We start from the raw sequence: 12624 nt of genomic DNA on the forward strand, positions 1-12624 counted from the left end.
AGGAACGGCCGATTTCAGGCTTCAGGGCGGCTGCCATTCATTGTGGCGTCACCATCGGCGTCCGGACGCAGGAGCGTCAGCGGCTTGTAGGCGAGGTCCATATAGATCGACGTCTCGACTGCGGAGATGAGCGGCGATGTGCGAACGTACTCCTCCAGGAAATCCATGAGTTCGGCGTTGTCCGCGCAGACCACCTCTGCGAACACGTCAAAGCGGCCGGCGGTGATGGCCACGTAGGAGATGCGCGAGGTCCCGGCCAGCATGTCGGCCACCTCGGTGAGGGTGGCTGTCGGAGCAGCGTTGATCGCCAACCAGGCCACGGCCCGGAAGCCAAGGCGCAGCGGGTTCACCAGACAGATCGGCCGGAACACACCCTGGGCGGTCATGCGCTGGACGTGCTGACGGGCCGTCGTCTCGGCGACTTCCAGCTTTTGGGCAAGGGCGCGGAAGGACATCCGTCCGTCGGTGCTGAGCAGCTGCACGATACGGCGCCCGAAGTCGTCCAGGGAGGACGGCCGTACCCCGCTTGTGGCCTTCTTCTGCTCGGAACGGGCAATGGAGTACTGGGCCTCCTGGTAATGCAGCCGCAGATATGGAAAGACCTCGATGTCGGTTACTCCGGGTACCCGGCGAAGTTCCCCATTGACGAAGTTGAGCATGGCGAGAGAGTCGCGGGTGAGCGCTTCGACGTAGATGGGATAGCGCCCGGTGGCGGCGACCACGTAGTCCACATTGTGCATCGCGGAGAAAACCCGGGTCATGGCGACGATGTCCGCGTCGCCGGAAACCTGCACCCCGATCAGCGCGGCAAAACCATAACCGAGGGCCGCCGGATCGGTCACGATGGTGAATTCGATGATCCCGGTGTCGAGCAGCTCCGTGACCTTGCCGCGAACCGTCTTCTCGGTAACCGAGAGTTGTCGGGCCAGCTCGGCATAGGAAGCCCGCGCGTTCTGCTGGAGCAGGCCGATGATCTGCTGTTCGAGCTCGGAGAGCGTCGAGCTACGCCCATATTCCGGCGTCCTCTGGTCTTCGGAGACGACCCTCAGCTCAGATCCCATAGCTAACCTGTATACGGCAAATGGCGGCAAAGGAGATCACGAACCGACTCTATCAGGTCGCACGCCGGGCGAATTGGGACATGGGACCACAGATTCAAACCCTGTTGTCCGATCCAGGACTCGGTGAGGAGCACGACGATCTCATGGGCGACAGGCTCAGTCATCCGCGGTGGCACTCAACCCGCGAAGCGCACCATCCATGCCTCGACCTCGTCGGCGGTGCGTGGCAGACCCACCGACAGATTCTCGTGGCCGTCCTCGGTGACGACCAGGTCGTCCTCGATCCGGATGCCGATACCGCGCCACTCCTCGGGCACCGTGACGTCGTCCGCCTGGAAGTACAGGCCCGGCTCAACGGTCAGGCACATGCCCGGCTCCAGCACACCGTCTACGTAGCCCTCCATGCGAGCCTGCGCACAGTCATGGACATCCAGGCCCAGCATGTGCCCGGTGCCGGCCATGGTGAAGCGTCGCTGCAAGCCAAGTTCGTACGCGCGATCGACGGGGCCGTCGATGAAGCGCCACTCGACCAGCCGCGCCGTCAAGTGGCGCTGGGCCGCCTCATGGAAGTCGCGGTACCGGGCGCCCGGCTTGACCGCCGCCATACCGGCCTCCTGGGCCTCGTACACCGCGTCGTAGATCTCGCGCTGCAAGGGCGTGAAGATGCCGTTGACCGGCAATGTGCGAGTGACGTCGGCGGTGTAGAGGGAGTGTGTCTCCACGCCGGCATCGAGCAGCAGGAGGTCCCCCGGGCGCACCGGGCCGTCGTTCTCCGTCCAGTGCATGATCGTGGCGTGCTCGCCGGCGGCGCAGATCGAGCCGTAGCCCACGGCATTGCCCTCGAGGCGCGCCCGGCGGAAGAAGGTGCCCTCGATCCACCGCTCGGACGACGCGACCGCCCGGGAGAGTTCCCCAACGACATCGGTGAAGCCGCGCACGGTGGAATCCACCGCTTTGCGCAGTTCCCCGATCTCCCAGGCGTCCTTGACGAGGCGGAGATCGCTGAGCGCCTCCTCCAGTTCGGCATCACGTTCCGCATCAGTGGTGACGGCGGCCTCGAGGGACGGGTCCATCCCCCGGACGATCCGGGTCGGGGCGCCGGAGGCGGCCGCCAGGTCGGCAACCACGGTGCGGATGTCGCGGCACGGCAGGCCGAGGACGCGCTCCGATTCGGCGAGTGAGCGGCGTCGGCCGGTCCACAGCTCGGCGTGGGCGCCCGTCCAGAACTCATCGTCATCCCTGCTGTCCCGTGGCAGCTGATAGCAGTACGCGTCGTGGCCACCATCCGCCCGGGGTTCGAGGACGAGAGCGCCATCCCGGACCTTGTCCCCAGCCATGTGCACATAGCCCGAGTACGGCCGGAAGGGGTAGGTGTCGTCGTTCGAGCGAACCTTGAGGTTTCCCGAGGGAATCACGAGGCGTTCGCCGGGAAACCGCGTGGAGAGCGCGGCGCGGCGGCGGGCCGCGTACGGGGCCTGCTCGGTGGGCTGGAGGTTGTTGCGTTCGGTGTTGGCCCACCCTGACCGCATGAGAGCGGACAGCTCCGCGGAGATCTCCGGGTAGAGGCCGTTCTTCCGACGCTTCGCCACGTCATGCACCTTCTTCCGTTGGATTTTCCAAGGTTCTACGGGGTGAGGGCATGTGCACATACGGCCAGGTACGGCTGACGGATGCGACTACGGGCCCTCACCGCCGTCGGACCGCGGCGGCTCCCGGACGATACCCGCGGCGCGGCGGCGTCCGGGGCCGGACAGTGCCAGTGGCACAGATCGGCCACGCCCCGGCTGGAAACGTCGATAATGGCGCTCCATGGCGAACGCACAACTCGAAGAGGCCCTCCGGCTGCTGGGGCTCGGTCACAGGGCGTGCCGGGTCTATCTGACCCTGCTGGACGTCGCCCCCGCTCCGCTGAGCGCGATCGGCGCGGCGGCCGGGCTGGGCGGGACCGAGCTCGCCGAGGCGTACGGCGAACTGGCCGCTGCCGGTCTGGCCAGTGCCGCGGCCGAGGACCGGGACGTGGTGGCCCCCGTGCCGCCCGCCGCCGGTCTGGAGATCCTCGCCCGGCACCGGGCGGCCGAGCTCGAAGAGTCGCGCATCGCCGTCGGAGGCGCGTTCGAGTTGTTCCGGCGCCAGCGGCTCGCCGCGTACAACGACGGCCTCGTCGAGGTCGTCACCGGCGAAGCCATCGGCCCGCGGATGCGCCTTGCGTGGACCAGCGCCCGCGAGCAGATCCGGCAGTTCGAGTCCCCGCCGTACACCCCGCTGGCCGGCGCCACCGAAGACGCTCTGGCGACGCTGGCCCGCGGGGTGACGCAACGCGTCGTCTACTCCCGGGAGTCATTGGAGTACCCCGGCCATCTGACGGATGCCATCGAACCCTGTATCGAGGCGGGCGAGCAGGCCAGGGTGCTGCCGTCGGTGCCGGTCAAGCTGCTGATCATCGACGAGGCGTATGCGCTGGTGTCGCTGTCGATCAAGGAAGCGGATGTGAACAACAGCATGCTGGTGGTGCAGCCGTGCGGCCTGCTCTCCGCGCTGACAGCCCTGTTCGAGCAGGCATGGCAGAAGGCCCTCCCTGTCCATGGCCTCGCCACCAGCCCCGTCGGCCTCGCACCTGCCGACCGTCGCCTGCTGCGCCTCCTCGCCGGCGGAGCGACCGACGACGTCATCGCTCGCGAGCTCGGCATGAGCCGCCGCACGTTGTTCCGCCGCCTACAGATCCTGATGGCCCGCCTCGGCGCCGTGAACCGATTCCAGATGGCCCTACAGGCACAGCGCTTCGGCTGGCTGTGACCGGCGTCCACGTGGGTGTTGTCCGCAGACGGAGGGCTACCGGCGGGTCGACAACGAGATCAGCCATGACCAGGGTGTGAAGCCAAAGCCGGCACGGGCAGTCCCGGAGTGCTCTTGACCGTCTTCATGGTGAACTGCGAGTTGGTTCGCGCCACTCCCGGCAGGCCGGTGAGTTGGGCCATGTAGAAGCGCTCGTACTTCTCGATGTCGGGTACGGCGACCCAGAGTACGTAGTCGGGCTGTCCGAACAGTCGCAGGCAGTGCACCACCTCATCGAGATCCGCGATGGCGGCCTCGAACGCCTCGATCGTGCTTCTGTCCTGCACCGCCATTTCCACATGCACGAGCACGTGGAACCCGCGGCCGATGGCGGCTGGATCGACCGACGCGTGGTAGCCCGTGATCACACCGCTGCTCTCCAGCTGTCGCACCCTGCGCAGGCACGGGGAGGGGGAGAGCCCTACGAGGTCGGCCAACTCGGTGTTGGCGAGACGCCCGTCCGTCATCAGGTGCGCGAGAATTGCTCGATCTGTCTTATCCATGGAATCTGATGCTAATGGGCAGTGCTCAATGAGGCATCTTTGGCATCCTGTGCGGCCCCTCCGTGGCTAGCATGACCTCACCGACATACCCGTCACATACCCGGAGACATCCATGTCCGACCAGCCAATACTCGGTCTCGACAGGGCCGAGAGGGAAACCGCCTGCCGACTGCTGACCAGGTTCTTCGAGGACTACGAGCGGTCCATCCCCGAGCGCCCGCTGGTGCCCGAGGTCGACCGCGATGTCCTCACCGGCCTGCTGGCAGCCCCCTTCCCCGACAAGGGCCTCGGGGTCGAGGGTCTCTTCCAGGAGATCGACCAGAAGATCCTCCCGAACTCCACCACCGTGGCCCACCCGCGATTCCTCGCCTATGTGCTCGGTCCGCCCAACGGCATTGCGCCCTACGCCGAGGCCATCGCCGCGACCATCAACCAGAACTGCAACTTCTGGCAGCTCTCGCCGGCCGCGAGCGTGGTCGAGCGGTCCGTGATCACCTGGCTGGGCGGGCTCTTCGGCTACGACGAGCGGGCGGGTGGCATTCTCACCGGCGGCGGTTCGATCGCGACCCTCAACGCACTGACCACGGCCCTGCACGCGCGCCGCCCCGGCTTCCGCGAACAGGGCCTCCAGACCTCGACACCGCAGCTGGTGGTCTATACCTCTGCCGAGGCCCACCGGTGTGTCGACAAGGCCGCCGCTCTCCTGGGCATCGGCACGGACAACGTCCGCCACATCCCCACCGATGGCCGGTACCGCATGCGTGTCGAGGCACTGGAGGCGGCTGTCCGCGCAGACCGGGCGGCTGGTAGGGAACCGTTCTGCGTCGTCGCCACCCCCGGGACGGTCACCAGCGGCTCCATCGACCCGATCGGCGACATCGCGGACGTGTGCGAGCGGGAGGAACTGTGGCTGCACCTCGACGGTGCGTATGGCGCGCTGTTCGTGTTGTCGGAACGCAAGCGCGAAGAATTCGCCGCCTGCGCCCGGGCGGACTCCATCGCCCTCGACCCGCACAAGCTGCTCTTCACCCCACTCGAGGCAGGCTGTCTGCTGGTGCGGGACCGCGGCCTGCTGGCGAAGGCGTACGCCTTCTCCGCTTCGTACCTCACCGTCGAAGAGGACCCGCTGATGCTCGACTACATGGACTACGGCCCCCAGCTTTCCCGCAGCTTCAAGGCCCTCAAAGTCTGGAGCGCCTTGCGGACCTTCGGCGTCGACGCCTTCCGCCAGGCGGTGGATCATACCCTCGATCTCGCGCGATACATGGCCGATCTCATCGAGGCGACCCCGCGGCTGGAGCTCATGGCGCCTGTCTCCCTCACTGCCGTCTGCTTCCGGATCAAGGGCGCGTCCGAGGCGGATCACACCGCCGTACTCGCCGAGCTGATCGGTGAGGGCACCGCGCTCCTCGGCCCTGCCCACCTGGACGGCCGCCGGGGGATGCGGGCTTGCGTGACCAACTACCGCACCACTCGGGGCGACATCGAGCTGATCGTCGGCCGCCTGTCCGCCATCGCCCGCCGTCGTGGGTCCGTCGCCTGAACCCCCGACGAGGTCCTGTGGCAAGCGGTCCCCGGGTGTACCCCTGATCCCGCGCGGGGGATGCTCGATGCCCAACCTTTCGTACGCCGGAAGCAGTTGACGCGCGTAGCGTCGGGGCCTCACTCTGGGCGCGGCCGCTGTTCGCGTGGCGGCGTGTCACCACCATTCGAGTTCTACGGTCGGGGAGGCCGGAATGCTCAGACGGACAGTACGAATGCTGATGTCTGTCATAGTCATGACAGGTGCCATGGTCGGGGTAAGCGCCACCTCGGGCACCGCGCACGCCGCCGGGTGCTACACCTGGAACCGCACCCTCTCCGAGGGCTCCTCCGGCGCCGATGTGACGCAGCTACAGATCCGCGTCGCCGGCTGGGTGACCTCGGGCGAGCGGCTCTCGTACGACGGCGTGTACGGCGCGCGGACCGCCGCCGCGGTCAAGAAGTTCCAGTCCGCGTACGGTCTGCCGGCCGACGGCGTCGCGGGCTCGCAGACCTTCAGCAAGATCTACGCGCTCCAGGACGCCGACTGCACGCCGGTCCACTTCGCCTATTCCGAGCTGAACAAGTGCAACTCCGACTGGTCCGGCGGTGCGGTCTCGGCGGCGACCGCCAAGGCGAACGCCCTGAAGACCATGTGGAAGCTGGAGGCGATGCGGCACGCGCTCGGCGACGTGCCGATCACCATCTCCAGCGGCTTCCGCTCCTACGCCTGCAACAGCGCGGTGGGCGGCGCGTCCACCAGCCGTCACCTGTACGGCGACGCCGCCGACCTGACCGGCTCGCCGAGCTTCTGCACACTCGCCAAGGAGGCGCGGGTGCACGGCTTCTCGGAGATCCTCGGCCCGGGCTACCCCGACCACAACGACCACGCCCACGTGGCCCTCGACCCGTCGCCGTACTGGTCCGCACCCAACTGCGGCATCTGACGACCCTCAGCGCGCGGGCCACTGGCCGCCGGCCAGTAGCACCGGCTCGTCCGGGGTGGGGGCTGGTAGGGGAGCGGCCGACCGAAGCCGGGAGCCTGCTTCCCGCCCCCACCCCCGCCCACGCCCCGCCCCCGCTCACGGCTCCGAGCTCAAGTCCGCGGTGGCGCGGTGCTCGCCCGCACCACGAATTCCACCGGCGGGAGCTCGGCCGCCTGGAACTCTCCTCCCTCGGTGAGCGAAACCAGTGCCTGCGCGGCGGCGCGCCCCCAGGCCAGCACGTCCTGGCGTACCGTCGTCAGCGGCGGCGCGATGCAGTCGGCGAGCGGGATGTCGTCGAAGCCCACCACCGACAGGTCCTCGGGGACCCGCAGCCCGCGGCTGGTCGCGGCGGTGATCCCGGCGATGGCCATCAGGTCGTTGGCGTACACGATGGCGGTCGGCGGCCGGTCCAGGTCCAGCAGCTGATGCGTGGCCTGGGCGCCGGCCGCGCCGGTGAAGTCCGCCGGCACGGGTGGGATCTCGGGCAGGCCGGCGTCCGCGAGCGCACCGCGCCAGGCGTTGCACCGGGCCTCGGTGTGCACATACCCCGCGGCGCCGCAGACGTGTCCGATCCACCGGTGGCCGAGCGAGCGCAGATGGCTGACCGCACGCCGCACCCCGCTGCCGTCGTCGACCCCGAGGGCCGGCACCCGGCCGCCGTGCTGCGGCGGTCCGACGATCAGTGCGTCGATGCCCAGCTCCGTCACGAGTGCGGGCCGCGGGTCGTCGGTGCGCAGATCGGTGAGGAACACGCCGTCGACCCGGCCGTCACGGGCCAGCCGCTCGTACGCCTGCCGTTCGGTTTCCTCATCGGGGACGACCTGAAGCACGAGCGCGTAGCCGAGCGGCGCGAGGCCGGTCTCGATGCCGGCGACGAACTGCGGGAAGAACGGATCGGTACTCAGCAGTTCCGGCGGCCGGCGCATCACCAGGCCGAGGGTCTGGGACCGCTTGGTGGAGAGCGCCCGGGCGCCGGCGTTGGGCTGCCAGCCCAACTGGTCGATCGCGTCCAGGACCCGCTGACGCGCTTGCGGGCTGACCCCCGGGCGGTCGTTGATGACGAAGGAGACCGTCGCCTTGGAGACCTGGGCCAGCGCGGCGACATCACCGATCGTGGGCCGACCGCCCCCGCCCCGGCGTGGCGGCTGAACCATCGCCTGGCGGGAACCGCCCGCCGATCCACCCGCTCTGTCCTGGCCCCGCACCATACCGCCTCGCCTTCCATCGATTCGTGACGATGTACGGCCCCTGGATGGCAGGAGTGCGCCACCCAGGCCACCGAAAACGTTTCGCAGCCGTCCTTGACGCTTAGATATTAAACCGGTTTGATGACGCTCGTAACCCCGCGATGATCATTCTGACGGGGGCGGGCCGGCGGCGACGGGAGGGGAGTCGCTTCGGACCCTCAATCACCCGCATGGAAGGGAGTTGGGCACAATGAGGCGTTTTCCGCGCGTTACGGTGCTGGCCGCCGCCGCGGCGGTTGTCCTGCCATTGTCCGCCTGCGGTTCGGGCGACGCCGGCGGCAAGCCCACTTCGGGACCGATCGACATCTGGTACTCGACGAATGAGCAGGAGCAAGCCTGGGCCAAGGCCACAGTGGCTGCCTGGAACGCCGATCACCCCAAGGAGAAGGTCACCGCCAAGGCGGTGCCGTCGGGCAAGTCCACCGAAGACGTCATCGGGGCCGCGATCACCGCGGGCAACACCCCGTGCCTGGTCTACAACACCGCTCCGGCGGCGGTCGCCGCGTTCCAGAAGCAGGGCGGCCTGGTGAATCTCTCGGACACCTTCGGCGATGCCGAGTCCTTCATCAAGCAGCGCTCCGGCGGTGCCGTGGACGGCTTCCGTTCCCCGGACGGCAAGTTGTATCAAGTGCCGTGGAAAACCAACCCGTTCATGCTCTATTACAACAAGGACGTCTTCAAAAAGGCCGGCCTGGACGCCGAGAATCCGAAGCTGAGCACGTACGACGATGTGCTGGCCGCGGCGAAGAAGATCAAGAGCAGCAAGGCGGCGAAGTTCGCCCTCTATCCGCCGGCGACCAGTGACTACACCAATGCGCTCTTCGACTTCTATCCGCTGTACCTGGCCAACTCCGGCGGCAAGCAGCTGGTCAAGGACAAGAAGGCCACCTTCACTTCCCAGGCCGGACAGCAGACCCTCGGCTTCTGGCAGCGGATGTACGCCAACGGCTACTCGTCCCCGGAGGCGTACAGCGGCGATATGTGGGCGGGCCCGTTCGCGGACGAGGTGGCCGCCATGGGCATCGCCGGGCCGTGGGGCAAGGGACAGTTCGACGGCAAGGTGAAGTACGGCGTGGTGCCGCTGCCCACGGCCGCGGGAATACCGGCGGACAAGACATCGACGTTCGCGGATTCCAAGAATGTCGGCATGTTCACCTCGTGCAAGCACAAGCAGACCGCCTGGAAATTCACCAAGTTCTCGATGAGCGCGAAGAACGACGCGGCACTGCTCAAGGAAACGGGGCAGTTCCCCACCCGCGATGACGTGGCCGCCGTCGCGGGCGGCTATCTCAAGGACAATCCCTTCTACCAGCCCTTCGCCGACGCGGTGCCGCGGGCCGTGGACGTGCCGAACATCGCCGGCTCGACCGAGGTGTGGAAGACGTTCCGCACGGCCTGGGAAGACGCGGTGCTGCCCGGGAAGGGCGATGTGAAGTCGACCTTTGACAAGGCCGCGCAGCAGATCGACGACCAGACCGCCGGCTGACGAGGCGCACCGTGACATCACTCCGCGACAGCCGCGATGGGACCAAGCCCGCAGGTGATCCGCCGCGTGGCCGGCACCCCCGGCCATCGACCCACCAGCACGCACCGCCGGCAGCCGCTCCCGAAGGCCGTAGCCCGGGTCGCCGGCCCGGCGCCTCGCGGCTCGAGCGCCGGCTGGGCAACAGCCCGCTCGGGCTGGTCCTGACCGCGCCGTACACCGCCTACGTCCTGGTCGTGTTCATCATCCCGTTCGGGGTCGGCGTATGGATGGCCTTCCACGACTACTTCTTCACCGCGCCCGGCGTCTCCGTGCCGCACCCGTTCGTCGGGTTCGACAACTTCACCGAGGTCCTCGGCGAGGAGAGGACCCGGCGCGCCTTCGCCAACCTCGGGTTGTTCATGGCGATCAACATTCCGCTGACCGTGGTGCTGGCGCTCACGCTGGCCTCGGCGCTGAATGCCGCGACCCACTGGCGCGGATTCTTCCGGGTGGCGTACTACGTGCCGTACGTGACGGCCTCGGTCGCCACGCTGGCGGTCTGGCTGTTTCTGTTCAATGGCTCCGGCGCCGTCAACAACGTTCTCGGCCCCTGGGCCCCGGACCCGTCCTGGCTGGCGAACAAGCACCTGGTGATGCCGCTCATCGCCGTCTACGTCACCTGGAAGCAGCTCGGGTTCTACATCCTGCTCTACCTCGCCGCGCTACAGAACGTGCCCAAGGAGCTGCACGAGGCGGCAGTGACCGACGGAGCCGGGCGCTGGCAGGCGTTCCGGGCCGTCACCCTGCCGGCCGTCCGGCCCGTCACCTCGCTCGTCATCCTGCTGTCGATCATCACCGCCGGGCAGATCTTCACCGAGCCGTTCCTGCTCACCGGCGGCGGCCCGAGCGGCGCCTCGCTCACCCCCGCGCTGCTGGTCTACCAGCGGGGCATCGAGCAGGGCGAGCCGGATGCCGCGGCCGCCATCGGACTGATCCTGGTCACCGGCGTGCTCATCATCGCGACCGTCGCCCGGCGCGTCATGGAGAGGGACTGATATGGCCCGCATCCCGCGCATCACCCGCATCCTGCGCTACGCGGCGCTCGGCCTCGGCGCCATCGCCGCGCTGCTGCCGTTCTACTACATGCTCATCGGGGCGTTGCAGAAGAAGCGCGACACCAGCCTCGGCGGCCTGCTGCCGAAGCCGGGCAACCTGACCCTGGACAACCTCGCCGGTATCGACGACTCGTTCAGCCTGCTGGGCGCCCTGGCCAACTCGCTGATCATGACGGTCGGGGTGGTGGTCTGCACGCTGGTCTTCGGCCTGTTGGCCGGATATGCCCTGGCGATCCTGCGCTTCCGTGGCCGCGGCCTGGTGTTCGCGCTCGTCCTGCTGGTCCAGGCGATCCCGTTCCAGCTGCTGATGATCCCGCTGTACGTGATGGTGGTGCGCTACTTCGGCCTCGCCGACAGCTACGCCGGAATGATCCTGCCGTTCGCCATCAACTCCGTCGCCGTGCTCATCTTCCGCCAGTACTTCCTTCAGATCCCGCGCGAGATCTTCGACGCGGCGCGTATGGACGGAGCGAGCGAGCTGCGCATCCTGCGCTCGGTGGCGGTGCCACTGGTGCGCCCGGCGATCCTCACAGCCATGCTGGTGACCTTCATTGGCCCGTGGAACGAGTTCCTCTGGCCGTTCCTGGTGACCAAGGACCAGGGGATGCAGCCCCTCGCGGTCAGCCTGGCGAACTACTCCCAGGCCAACTCCACCTTCCAGGCCAACCCCATGGGCGCTGTGCTCGCCGGTGCCTGCGTGCTGGCGGTGCCGGCCGTCGTCCTCTTCCTGCTCTTCCAGCGCCACTTCACCTCTGCCAACCTCGGATCCGCGATCAAAGGCTAGGTATGACCCAGCGCAACACCGAAACCGCGCTCCCGTACGAACTGAAGCGGGTCGGCGTGCTCATGAACGCCGATCCCACCGACCCCCTGGAGGCTGAGGGTGTCCTCAATCCGGCCACCGCCTGGGGACCCGACGGCGAGCTCTATCTCTTCCCCCGCATGGTCGCGGCCGGCAATGTCTCCCGGATCGGCCGCGCCCGTGTCGTGATCGAGGACGGCGTACCGGTCGGCGTCGAGCGCCAGGGTGTGGTGCTGTCCCCGGACGAAGGCTTCGAGCGGGGTGCGCACAATGCCGGCGTGGAGGACCCCCGCATCACCTTCATCCCCGACCTGGGCGTGCACGTCATGACGTACGTCGCCTACGGTCCGCTGGGCCCGCGGCCCGCGTTGGCCGTCTCCACGGACACGGTCAGCTGGCGCCGTCTGGGCCCACTGCACTTCACGTATCAGTCACACCTGTCCACCGACTTGAACTTCTTCCCCAATAAGGACCTGGTCTTCTTCCCCGAGATCGTGCCCGGCCCCGACGGCCGTCCGAGCTTCGCGATGCTGCACCGGCCGATGTGGGACCTGGACTGGCTGCGCCCCGGCGAGGGCGCCCCGGCCCCGGCCGGGGTGGCCGACGGCCGCCCGTCGATCTGGATCGCGTACGTGGACGCCGAGGCGGCCCGCCGCGATCTTTCGGCGCTGACCTCGCTGCGGCACTCCGCTCCGGTGGCCGCTCCGGAGATGCCGTTCGAGACGGCGAAGATCGGTGCGGGTCCGCCGCCGCTGCGGGTGCCCGAGGGCTGGCTGCTCATCCACCACGGGGTGACGGGCCCGGTCGCCAGGGGCTTTGAGCTCAGCCATGGCGCCGTCTACCGGGCCGGGGGCATGCTGCTGGACCCGGACGATCCGGCGCGGGTGCTGGCGCGCTCGCAGGAGCCGTGGCTGTCTCCGGAGATCCGCGAGGAGACGGTAGGAACGCTTGGCAACGTTGTCTTCCCGACCGCCATCGAGCGCATCGCGGGGACGGTCCATGTGTTCTACGGGATGGCGGACAGCGCGATCGGCGTGGCCGCTCTGGAGCGGACCGCGGACTGACGCTTCCGATCTGAACCGGCTCTTCGCA

At 68.2% G+C, this 12624-nt stretch carries 11 protein-coding genes; 7 read left to right on the forward strand and 4 right to left on the reverse strand.

All coding sequences use genetic code 11. From position 1 onward, the window contains the following. Nucleotides 1-14: 14 nt before the first annotated feature. Together NQU54_RS05775 and NQU54_RS05780 are read right to left on the reverse strand one after the other, a co-directional pair. The gene (locus NQU54_RS05775; protein WP_257630071.1) at nt 15-1061 is read right to left on the reverse strand and encodes an Lrp/AsnC family transcriptional regulator; all 1047 of its coding nucleotides are present in this window, start codon (nt 1059-1061) and stop codon (nt 15-17) included. A gap of 176 nt (nt 1062-1237) precedes the next feature. After that, nucleotides 1238-2650, reverse strand: coding sequence for an aminopeptidase P family protein (locus NQU54_RS05780; RefSeq protein ID WP_257630072.1), 1413 nt, complete (start codon nt 2648-2650; stop codon nt 1238-1240). A 220-nt stretch (nt 2651-2870) separates the two neighbouring features. Between NQU54_RS05780 and NQU54_RS05785 the strand changes: the two genes are divergently transcribed. After that, entirely contained in the window at nt 2871-3854 is a 984-nt protein-coding gene (locus NQU54_RS05785; protein ID WP_257630073.1) for a helix-turn-helix domain-containing protein, read from the forward strand. A 59-nt stretch (nt 3855-3913) separates the two neighbouring features. On the opposite strand, the gene NQU54_RS05790 is transcribed toward NQU54_RS05785, so the two are convergent. Then, nucleotides 3914-4396 carry an Lrp/AsnC family transcriptional regulator gene (locus tag NQU54_RS05790; protein ID WP_257630074.1) on the reverse strand — a complete coding sequence of 161 codons (483 nt, stop codon included), beginning with the start codon at nt 4394-4396 and terminating at the stop codon, nt 3914-3916. A 112-nt stretch (nt 4397-4508) separates the two neighbouring features. On the opposite strand from NQU54_RS05790, the gene NQU54_RS05795 reads away from it, so the two are divergent. Further along, the gene (locus NQU54_RS05795) at nt 4509-5939 is read left to right on the forward strand and encodes a pyridoxal phosphate-dependent decarboxylase family protein (RefSeq protein ID WP_257630075.1); all 1431 of its coding nucleotides are present in this window, start codon (nt 4509-4511) and stop codon (nt 5937-5939) included. Between the two features lie 193 nt (nt 5940-6132). Next, nucleotides 6133-6864 (forward strand): D-Ala-D-Ala carboxypeptidase family metallohydrolase, encoded by a 732-nt coding sequence (locus NQU54_RS05800; protein ID WP_257630076.1) that lies wholly within the window; start codon nt 6133-6135, stop codon nt 6862-6864. Nucleotides 6865-7013: 149 nt separating this feature from the next. Here NQU54_RS05800 and NQU54_RS05805 read toward each other — a convergent pair whose 3' ends face one another. After that, nucleotides 7014-8057 (reverse strand): LacI family DNA-binding transcriptional regulator, encoded by a 1044-nt coding sequence (locus tag NQU54_RS05805; RefSeq protein WP_257630077.1) that lies wholly within the window; start codon nt 8055-8057, stop codon nt 7014-7016. Nucleotides 8058-8340: 283 nt separating this feature from the next. On the opposite strand from NQU54_RS05805, the gene NQU54_RS05810 reads away from it, so the two are divergent. From NQU54_RS05810 to NQU54_RS05825, 4 genes are read left to right on the forward strand one after another with little or no spacing between them, the layout of a single operon-like run. Further along, entirely contained in the window at nt 8341-9636 is a 1296-nt protein-coding gene (locus NQU54_RS05810; protein ID WP_257630078.1) for an extracellular solute-binding protein, read from the forward strand. Between the two features lie 11 nt (nt 9637-9647). After that, a complete protein-coding gene (locus tag NQU54_RS05815) occupies nt 9648-10670 on the forward strand; it encodes a carbohydrate ABC transporter permease (RefSeq protein WP_257630079.1) in 1023 nt (340 codons plus the stop codon). 1 nt (nt 10671) lies between these two features. Next, nucleotides 10672-11514, forward strand: a complete 843-nt coding sequence (locus NQU54_RS05820) for a carbohydrate ABC transporter permease (RefSeq protein WP_306278375.1) — start codon at nt 10672-10674, stop codon at nt 11512-11514. Nucleotides 11515-11516: 2 nt separating this feature from the next. Then, on the forward strand, nt 11517-12596 hold the full coding sequence (locus tag NQU54_RS05825) for a glycoside hydrolase family 130 protein (protein WP_257630080.1): 1080 nt from the start codon (nt 11517-11519) through the stop codon (nt 12594-12596). Nucleotides 12597-12624 lie beyond the last annotated feature (28 nt).

This window comes from Streptomyces malaysiensis subsp. samsunensis, from assembly GCF_024519315.1.
Classification (GTDB): domain Bacteria; phylum Actinomycetota; class Actinomycetes; order Streptomycetales; family Streptomycetaceae; genus Streptomyces; species Streptomyces malaysiensis.

Bases quoted from the DNA above. Each gene is read 5' to 3' on its own strand.
- NQU54_RS05775 (WP_257630071.1), bottom strand. From the start codon at position 1,061: ATGGGATCTGAGCTGAGGGTCGTCTCCGAAGACCAGAGGACGCCGGAA.
- NQU54_RS05785 (WP_257630073.1), top strand. From the start codon at position 2,871: ATGGCGAACGCACAACTCGAAGAGGCCCTCCGGCTGCTGGGGCTCGGT.
- NQU54_RS05790 (WP_257630074.1), bottom strand. From the start codon at position 4,396: ATGGATAAGACAGATCGAGCAATTCTCGCGCACCTGATGACGGACGGG.
- NQU54_RS05795 (WP_257630075.1), top strand. From the start codon at position 4,509: ATGTCCGACCAGCCAATACTCGGTCTCGACAGGGCCGAGAGGGAAACC.
- NQU54_RS05800 (WP_257630076.1), top strand. From the start codon at position 6,133: ATGCTCAGACGGACAGTACGAATGCTGATGTCTGTCATAGTCATGACA.
- NQU54_RS05805 (WP_257630077.1), bottom strand. From the start codon at position 8,057: ATGGTTCAGCCGCCACGCCGGGGCGGGGGCGGTCGGCCCACGATCGGT.
- NQU54_RS05810 (WP_257630078.1), top strand. From the start codon at position 8,341: ATGAGGCGTTTTCCGCGCGTTACGGTGCTGGCCGCCGCCGCGGCGGTT.
- NQU54_RS05820 (WP_306278375.1), top strand. From the start codon at position 10,672: ATGGCCCGCATCCCGCGCATCACCCGCATCCTGCGCTACGCGGCGCTC.
- NQU54_RS05825 (WP_257630080.1), top strand. From the start codon at position 11,517: ATGACCCAGCGCAACACCGAAACCGCGCTCCCGTACGAACTGAAGCGG.